This window comes from Roseiarcus sp. (assembly GCF_052145395.1).
Taxonomy (GTDB): Bacteria; Pseudomonadota; Alphaproteobacteria; order Rhizobiales; family Beijerinckiaceae; genus Roseiarcus.
The window spans coordinates 1-7,357 of sequence record NZ_JBKQOT010000468.1 but is presented as its reverse complement, the minus strand read 5'-3'; the positions used below and the strand labels follow the sequence as shown (position 1 = coordinate 7,357).

Sequence of the window (7,357 nt, the reverse complement as noted above, 5' to 3'; positions counted from 1 at the left end):
ACCGATTTGGTTTCGCCGAGCCAGCGCTCGAGAATCGGCCGCAGGACTTCGCATGCCGGCTCGTAGGCGTGCATGCGGTCGAAACCGACGACGCACCACTCGACGCCCCAGGTCCAGCCGATGATCCCGCCCGCGGCGATCACATTATAGACGATCGTATGCGTCTCTGGGCGCGGAGGCGGCGGGACACGAGGATCGACGACCGCCACGCGCGCGACGCAAAAGCGGCGCGGGATGTAGGAAAGGCCGTCTGCGCGAAAACCGATCTCACGGATGCGCTCGAAGCCGAGGACGGCGTTCTTGCCGCCCCAGAACGTGTTTTCGGTTTGGTCGAACCGACCGGAGATGGTCGAGGTGACATTCCCGTCATCGCATTTCGGCAGGTCGGACGAGAAGGGCGCCCAGCGTGCGCCCGCCGGCGTCTCGTATTGTGTGATCGGCAGCGGTCCGCTCGCGGCGTGCGCCAGTGACACGGCGCCGAAAATCGCCAGCCAACCGATGATCGCGCGAAGCATGGCGGTCGTCCCCCAATGGCCTGGAGCGCGGCGGCCCTCCGACCGATCTGCGCGCCGCAGGACAATGCGTCGCGACGCGCGGCGAATCAAGGGCGCAACCGACTCGCCCACACGTTTACGCGATCGCCGTTGCGTCAGTTCAGGCGCGACCTGAGGCCGGCGATCTCGCGCGCGACGAGGTCGGCCCCGCCCGCGCCCCGCATCTGATCGCCGAGAACAATCTCGGCGGCCTTGGCGGCGTGATCCGCTGCGGCGGCGCGCACGTCGGCCGCGGCCTGGGCCTCCGCGAGGGCGATCTTTGCCTCCGCCTGCTTGGTGCGCCGGGCGATGAGGTCGTTCATCCGCTCGACGGCGTCCTTCTTGAGCTGCTCGGCCTGGGTTTTGGCGTCGGCGACGATCGCGGCCGCATTGGCCTCGGCGTCGGCTCTCTTCTTCTCGAAGCTGGCCAGCAGGGCCGTCGCCTCGACCCTCAGCTTGGCCGCCTCGTCGAGCTCCTTCTGGATCGCCTCGCCGCGGGCGTCGAGCGCCTTCAGGATCGCATTGTGCGCGCCGAGATAGACAAGGAGCCCGACGAAGACGATGAAGCCGCAGAGAACATAAAATTCGGCGTCGATATGCATCGTTCTTCTCCGCTCAGGACCCGACCCGGTCGACCGCCGCCTGGACGGCCGTGGGATCGGCCGTGCGTCCGCCGAGGCGCTCCACGATGGCGCCGGCGGCGTCGCGCGCGATGCCGGCGACGTTGCTCATCGCCTGGACCCGGGTGGCGGCGATCTGCTTCTCCGCCTCGGCGATCTTGGCGGAAAGCGCATTATCGATCGCCTTGCGCTTGGCCTCGGTCTCGGCCGCCGCTTGGTCGCGCGCGGCCTGGGCGAGGGCCTGGGCGTTGGCGCGCGCCTCGGCGAGCATCTTCTCGTGGGCCGCCGCGGCGGCGTCGGCCTTCTGTTGCATCGCGGTCGCGTCGTCGAGATCGCGGGCGATTCGGGCCTTGCGGTCCTCGATCACCTTACCGATGGCGGGCAGGGCGCGCTTGGACATGAACCAGTAAAGAAAGCCGAACGCGATGACGAACCAGAGCAACTGCGACGGAAACGTGCTCGCGTCGAAGGGCGGAAAATTGGACTGGCTTCCGCCTTCGTGACCGACTTCCGTTTGGGTTGTTTCGGGCTGAGCCATCGAACGGCCTTCAAAATGCGATGTTGCGGGAAGGCGACGTCAGCACGCCTTCCCGGGGATCGAGCGCAACGGCGCGCTTAGACGGCGAACAGCAGCAAGAAGGAGATGAGCAGCGCGAAAATGCCGAGCGCTTCCGTCACCGCGAAGCCGAAGATCAGGCGGCCGAATTGGCCGTCGACGGCCGACGGGTTGCGCAGCGCGCCGTTGAGGAACTGGCCGAACAGCGTGCCCACGCCGATGCCGGCTGCGCCGGTGCCGATGGCGGCGAGACCAGCGCCGACATACTTGGCGGCGATGGCGAGTTCATGCGGTTCCATGCGTTGCTCCTATGGTCTTCGTCAGTTCGTTGTTGGGATCGGAAGGTCAGTGCCCGCCGGGGTGAAGCGCGTCGTTGAGGTACATGCAGGTCAGCATGGCGAACACGTAGGCCTGCAGGAAAGCGACGAGCAATTCGAGGGCGTAGAGCCCGACCGTCATGGCGAAGGGCAGAATCGCGAGGACGCCGGTCAAGGCGCCGGCCCCGAGCAGCATCACGACGAAACCGCCGAAAACGTTGAGCGTAATGTGCCCGGCGAGCATGTTGGCGAACAGACGGACCGAATGGCTGAGGGGGCGCGAAAGAAACGAGATGATCTCGATCGCCACGACGAGCGGCAGAATGTAGATCGGCACGCCCGAGGGCACGAACAGCTTGAAGAAACCCACTCCGTGCTCCGAAACGCCGATGATGACAACGGTGAAGAACACCAGGAGCGCGAGCGCCGCGGTGATGATGATCTGGCTCGTGACTGTGAACGAGTAGGGGATCAGGCCGACCAGATTGCAGATCAGGATGAAGAAAAAGATGCTGAACACGAGCGGGAAAAAACGCATGCCGTGTTCGCCCGCCGCAGATCGCACCATGCCGGCGATGAACTCGTAGCCCATTTCCGCCAGCGCCTGCAGGCGGCCGGGAACGCCGGAGCCGCCGCGGGCGCCGATCGCCGCGATCAGGCAGCTCAGCGCCACCGCCAGCAGCATGTAGAGGCCGGAGTTCGTGAGCGAGAAGTCGTGGCCGGCAATCGAGATGGGAACGACCGGATGAATGGAAAATTGCTCGATCGGATTGATCGCCGGTCCCGCTTCGGTCGCCACGTCGTTTAATCCTCGTCGTCGTCCGCCCCACCGGAGGGCTCGTTGGCCTCAGGGGGCGCTCCCCGCCCACGCGAGGCGTCGGGCTCCGCCGCAGGAGCCGAGCGCCGCAACCCTTTATCCGCCGCATTCGTATGAGACAAGCGCGAATCGCGCTGAGCGCCCCCGCCTTTCGGCGAAGTCAGGCGGATCACGTTCCACACTCCGGCTGCGACCCCCAGGAAGAAAAACACGATCAGGAACGCCGGATTGGTTCCGAAAAGGCGGTCCAGCGCCCAGCCGACGCCCGCCCCGACGATGATGGCCGAGATGAACTCGCTGCCGGCGCGCATGCCGAGCGAGATGCCGGAGTCGCCCCGGGCGGCCTCGTCGATGGTCTCGCGCGCGGCGGTTTCGGCGCGCCGGGTCTCGCGCGCCTTCGACAGCGAGGACTTCAGCCGGTCGAGGCTGGAACGCAGGCGTTCGTCGTCGTCCTCCGCCATGTCTCGCTCCCACTCCTTCCTTCTGCGGCTTAGCCGAACGCCGCGCCCTGTCAACCGGGCCGCGAATCCGGGCGCCGAGTTTTGGCAGCTGCCATGGGATTTCAGAGGTTTGGGCGCCAGAATCTGTCCGAATTCCGCTCCTAGGCGCCGCGCCGCACTCCCCAAGCTATGGTTTCTCAAGGGGTTGCAAAGACATCGCTGGCGATGCCGTGCGCAATTCCGAACGGCGCGCGCCGAAGGGCCGCGCCGGGGGTCCCGTTTCGATCGCCAGCCGTTGCGGCTTGCCTGGCGAGCCGTCGCTCGACCCACACGCGCCCGCATGCACATGCCTCCCGTCGCCGCCCTCAGAAAATGCTCGATCGGCCTTCGCATTTCCCGACGAGTTTTAGCCTACCACGAATTCCGGTTTTCCGAAAGAAGAACCTGCAAAATCGTCACATGGACGGTGAGCCCTCGTCGACCGGCGCCGGACCGGGTTACTTCGCGAGGCTCGCGATATAGGCGCCGAGATCGGCCGCCTCGCCGCGGCCGATCTGCATGTCCGGCATCTTCGGATGGGGGTTCATCAGGAAGCGCGCCGTCTGGTCGGCGCTGAACCCCGGCCGCTTGGCGATCGAGGCGAAGGTCGGAACGTTGTCGGTCCCGCGCGGCTGGTCGGGGGCGACGATATGGCACGAGGCGCACCAGCGCTTGGCCAACGTCTCGCCGTGCGCCGCGTCGGCGGCGAGCGCCGCGCCCGGGAGAAGCGCGGACAGCATGAGCGTCAGCGCGGCGGCGAAGGCGCGCGTCCTTTGGACCGGACGGCGGCAAGCGGATCGGGTCATGGATGGGGCGCCCTCCCGAGCAAGCAGAATCAATCGGTTGGGCAACATAAGCCGCCCTGTCCGGCGCTCAAAGCGGCGAAGCGTCGCGCCCGAACGAAAAGGGCGGCCCGAGGGCCGCCCTTCCGTTTGTCCGAGGCCAAGCCCCGGAAGAAAAGCTGTTCAGTAGGAGTAGTACATGTCGAACTCGACCGGGTGGGGGGTCATCTCGAAGCGATAGACGTCGGCCATCTTGAGCTCGATGTAGCTGTCGATGAAGTCGTCGCTGAACACGTCGCCGGCCTTGAGGAAGGCGCGGTCCTTGTCGAGGTTGGCGAGCGCCTCGCGCAAGCTGCCGCAGACAGTCGGGATCTTCTTGAGCTCCTTCGGCGGCAGGTCGTAGAGGTCCTTGTCCATCGCCGCGCCGGGATCGACCTTGTTCTTGATGCCGTCGAGGCCGGCCATCAGCATCGCCGCGAAGGCGAGATACGGGTTGGCGGCCGGGTCGGGGAAACGAACCTCGACCCGCTTGGCCTTCGGATTGGACGTCCACGGAATGCGGCACGAGGCCGAGCGGTTGCGCACGGAGTAGGCGAGCAGCACCGGCGCCTCGAAGCCCGGAACCAGCCGTTTGTAGCTGTTGGTCGTGGGGTTGGTGAAGCCGTTGAGCGCCTTGGCGTGCTTGATGATGCCGCCGATGTACCACAGGCATTCCTGGCTGAGGTCGGCGTAGAGATTGCCCGCCATCACGGGCTTGCCGGCCTTCCAGATCGACTGGTGGACGTGCATGCCCGAGCCGTTGTCGCCATAGATCGGCTTCGGCATGAAGGTCGCGGTCTTACCGTAGCTCTGGGCGACCATGTGGATGCAGTACTTGTAGATCTGCAGGTTGTCGCCCATCGTCGTCAGCGGGCCGAACTTGAGCCCGAGTTCGTGCTGGGCGGAGGCGACTTCGTGATGGTGCTTCTCGACGAGCGCGCCCATCTGAGCCATCGCCGCGAGCATCTCGCCGCGCATGTCCTGAGCGGAGTCGACCGGAGGAACCGGGAAATAGCCGCCCTTGGTGCGCACCCGGTGGCCGAGGTTGCCGCCCTCGTAGGCGGTGTCGGAATTGGTCGGGAACTCGGTCGAGTCGATCTGGAAGCCGGTGTTGTACGGATCGGCGGCGAAGCGCACGTCGTCGAATACGAAGAACTCGGCCTCGGGTCCGAAATAGGCGGTGTCGCCGATGCCGGTCGACTGTAGATACGCCTCGGCCTTCTTGGCGATGCCGCGCGGATCGCGGTTGTAGGGCTGGCCGGTGGCGGGGTCGAGAATGTCGCAGTTCATGACCATGGTCGAAGCGGCGAAGAACGGGTCCATGCACGCCGAGGTCGGATCGGGCATGAGAGTCATGTCGGATTCGTTGATCGCCCTCCAGCCGGCGATCGAGGAGCCGTCGAAACCCAGGCCGTCGGCGAACGCGTCTTCGTCAACCAGCGTCTGGTCGAAGGTCACGTGCTGCCATTTGCCGCGCGGGTCAGTGAAACGAAGATCGACATATTTGACGTCGTTGTCCTTGATCGCCTTAAGGACATCCTTGGCGGTCTTCATGATTAGCCTTTCCTTACGATTGAAGTTCGTTGTTCCTTCCCGCCGCGAGCGCGGCGGGCAGCCCTAGAAATCGCCTCTTCAAGCCCCTCAGATTGCGTCTGCGCCCGTCTCTCCGGTGCGGATTCGGATGGCTTCCTCGATTTGCGATACAAATATCTTGCCATCTCCGATGCGCCCGGTCTGCGCGGCGCTCCGGATCGCCTCGATCGCCGCCTGGAGGTTCTCGTCCGCGACGACGACCTCGACCTTCACCTTGGGCAGGAAGTCAACGACGTATTCGGCGCCGCGGTAGAGCTCGGTGTGGCCTTTCTGCCGCCCGAAGCCTTTCGCCTCGATGACGGTGATGCCTTGGATTCCCGCCTCTTGCAGGGCCTCCTTTACCTCGTCGAGCTTGAACGGCTTGATGATCGCCTCGATCTTTTTCATGGCGTCGAAACTCCCCTGCCCCTCGCGCCGCGCCGATCGACGCCTCCGGCGGAGGGCGGAAGGGGTCATAACACCGGTTTTTCGATCGCGCCATGGGGCGCCGCCGAACCGGCCAAGGGGCCCATGCCCTCCATCGACTGCCTATTTCATGAGCATATAGATTAAAGCCAGGGCGCCCAATCAAACGGTCGGGCCCCACTCACCCGACGCGAAGATCCGCCACGACACGAGTCCGGCCTTCGCGACCACGGTTCGCCCGGATTTCGCCACGGCGACGAGATGGGCGAAAACGCGCGGATGGCGCCAGGCCATCGGCCTTTCCGGACCGCAGACCGCCCAATATTCGTCGCTGTCGGCGTCCTCCATGAGGATGGCGCCGACGAGATCGGGCCTCAGCGTTCGGGAGAGGTCGCGCCGCGTCAGCCATTCGCATTCGTAATCGCGGCAAACCTGCGGTCGATCGGCGTAGATCGAGCAGCCGCCGCCGACGCGGCAGTCCGGGCACGTCCTTCCGGCGGGTTTCTTGAGCTCGGCGATCTCCAGCGCGGAACAGCACATCGTGCATGGTCCGCAGGACTTGCCGGGCGCGGCCGCCATCTTCGTCTCCCTCAACTTCGCCGCGAACGCCGAATCGCCCTCGCTTCTGGCTTCTCCCTAGCAAAATTCGCGCGCTGCGCGAGGGGGGGCGACATGACGTTCTCTTGACAGGCCGGCTGAACCTGTGTCTTTGCGCCCCCGTCATAACGGGGGCGCTCAACAATGAAGACGGCCTTGGTGTTTCCGGGTCAGGGGTCGCAGGCGGTCGGGATGGGCAAGGCCCTCGCCGAGGCGTTTCCCGTTGCGCGGGACGTTTTCGCCCGCGTCGACGAGGCGCTGTCGCAGAATCTCTCCAGACTCATGTTCGAGGGGCCCGAGGCCGAGCTGACCCTGACGGCCAACGCCCAGCCGGCGCTGATGGCCGTGAGCGTGGCCGCGCTTCGGGCGCTCGAGACGGAAACCGGATTTGACCCGGCGCGCGACGCCGCCTACGTCGCCGGCCATTCGCTCGGTGAATATTCGGCTTTGTGCGCGGCGGGATCGCTGACGTTCGAGGACGCCGCGCGACTGTTGCGCCTGCGCGGGGAGGCGATGCAAAAGGCGGTTCCCGTCGGCGAAGGCGCGATGGCGGCGCTTCTGGGGCTCGATTTCGGCGCCGCGGTCAGGATCTCGACCCAGGCGGCGAGCGACCTTTATC

11 protein-coding genes are annotated in these 7,357 nt (G+C 65.7%); 1 reads left to right on the top strand and 10 read right to left on the bottom strand.

The genetic code is table 11. The annotated features are described in order from the left end of the window. The 10 genes from ACLP25_RS15970 to ACLP25_RS15925 form a co-directional block, all read right to left on the bottom strand. Positions 1–515 (bottom strand): hypothetical protein (locus ACLP25_RS15970; protein WP_442470167.1); only part of this gene is annotated, 515 nt, incomplete at its 3' end. A gap of 134 nt (positions 516–649) precedes the next feature. Next, positions 650–1,135, bottom strand: coding sequence for a F0F1 ATP synthase subunit B family protein (locus ACLP25_RS15965; RefSeq protein WP_442470166.1), 486 nt, complete (start codon positions 1,133–1,135; stop codon positions 650–652). A 13-nt stretch (positions 1,136–1,148) separates the two neighbouring features. Continuing rightward, on the bottom strand, positions 1,149–1,691 hold the full coding sequence (locus ACLP25_RS15960) for a F0F1 ATP synthase subunit B (RefSeq protein WP_442470165.1): 543 nt from the start codon (positions 1,689–1,691) through the stop codon (positions 1,149–1,151). Positions 1,692–1,768: 77 nt separating this feature from the next. Then, a complete protein-coding gene (locus ACLP25_RS15955; protein ID WP_442470164.1) occupies positions 1,769–2,008 on the bottom strand; it encodes a F0F1 ATP synthase subunit C in 240 nt (79 codons plus the stop codon). Between the two features lie 46 nt (positions 2,009–2,054). Then, positions 2,055–2,825 (bottom strand): F0F1 ATP synthase subunit A, encoded by a 771-nt coding sequence (locus tag ACLP25_RS15950; protein WP_442470163.1) that lies wholly within the window; start codon positions 2,823–2,825, stop codon positions 2,055–2,057. Between the two features lie 5 nt (positions 2,826–2,830). Continuing rightward, positions 2,831–3,304: an AtpZ/AtpI family protein gene (locus ACLP25_RS15945; protein WP_442470162.1), complete on the bottom strand. Its 474-nt coding sequence runs from the start codon at positions 3,302–3,304 to the stop codon at positions 2,831–2,833. Positions 3,305–3,780: 476 nt separating this feature from the next. Next, entirely contained in the window at positions 3,781–4,128 is a 348-nt protein-coding gene (locus tag ACLP25_RS15940; RefSeq protein ID WP_442470161.1) for a cytochrome c, read from the bottom strand. Positions 4,129–4,287: 159 nt separating this feature from the next. Beyond that, positions 4,288–5,697, bottom strand: coding sequence for a type I glutamate--ammonia ligase (gene glnA, locus ACLP25_RS15935; protein ID WP_442470160.1), 1,410 nt, complete (start codon positions 5,695–5,697; stop codon positions 4,288–4,290). An 87-nt stretch (positions 5,698–5,784) separates the two neighbouring features. After that, positions 5,785–6,123, bottom strand: a complete 339-nt coding sequence (locus ACLP25_RS15930) for a P-II family nitrogen regulator (RefSeq protein WP_442470159.1) — start codon at positions 6,121–6,123, stop codon at positions 5,785–5,787. 180 nt (positions 6,124–6,303) lie between these two features. Beyond that, on the bottom strand, positions 6,304–6,720 hold the full coding sequence (locus tag ACLP25_RS15925; protein ID WP_442470158.1) for a hypothetical protein: 417 nt from the start codon (positions 6,718–6,720) through the stop codon (positions 6,304–6,306). A gap of 162 nt (positions 6,721–6,882) precedes the next feature. Here ACLP25_RS15925 and ACLP25_RS15920 point away from each other — a divergent pair. Next, the coding region (locus tag ACLP25_RS15920) for an ACP S-malonyltransferase (RefSeq protein ID WP_442470157.1) at positions 6,883–7,357 on the top strand (475 nt) is incomplete at its 3' end.

Bases quoted from the DNA above. Each gene is read 5' to 3' on its own strand.
- ACLP25_RS15960 (WP_442470165.1), bottom strand. From the start codon at position 1,691: ATGGCTCAGCCCGAAACAACCCAAACGGAAGTCGGTCACGAAGGCGGA.
- glnA (WP_442470160.1), bottom strand. From the start codon at position 5,697: ATGAAGACCGCCAAGGATGTCCTTAAGGCGATCAAGGACAACGACGTC.
- ACLP25_RS15930 (WP_442470159.1), bottom strand. From the start codon at position 6,123: ATGAAAAAGATCGAGGCGATCATCAAGCCGTTCAAGCTCGACGAGGTA.
- ACLP25_RS15965 (WP_442470166.1), bottom strand. From the start codon at position 1,135: ATGCATATCGACGCCGAATTTTATGTTCTCTGCGGCTTCATCGTCTTC.
- ACLP25_RS15945 (WP_442470162.1), bottom strand. From the start codon at position 3,304: ATGGCGGAGGACGACGACGAACGCCTGCGTTCCAGCCTCGACCGGCTG.
- ACLP25_RS15940 (WP_442470161.1), bottom strand. From the start codon at position 4,128: ATGACCCGATCCGCTTGCCGCCGTCCGGTCCAAAGGACGCGCGCCTTC.
- ACLP25_RS15955 (WP_442470164.1), bottom strand. From the start codon at position 2,008: ATGGAACCGCATGAACTCGCCATCGCCGCCAAGTATGTCGGCGCTGGT.
- ACLP25_RS15925 (WP_442470158.1), bottom strand. From the start codon at position 6,720: ATGGCGGCCGCGCCCGGCAAGTCCTGCGGACCATGCACGATGTGCTGT.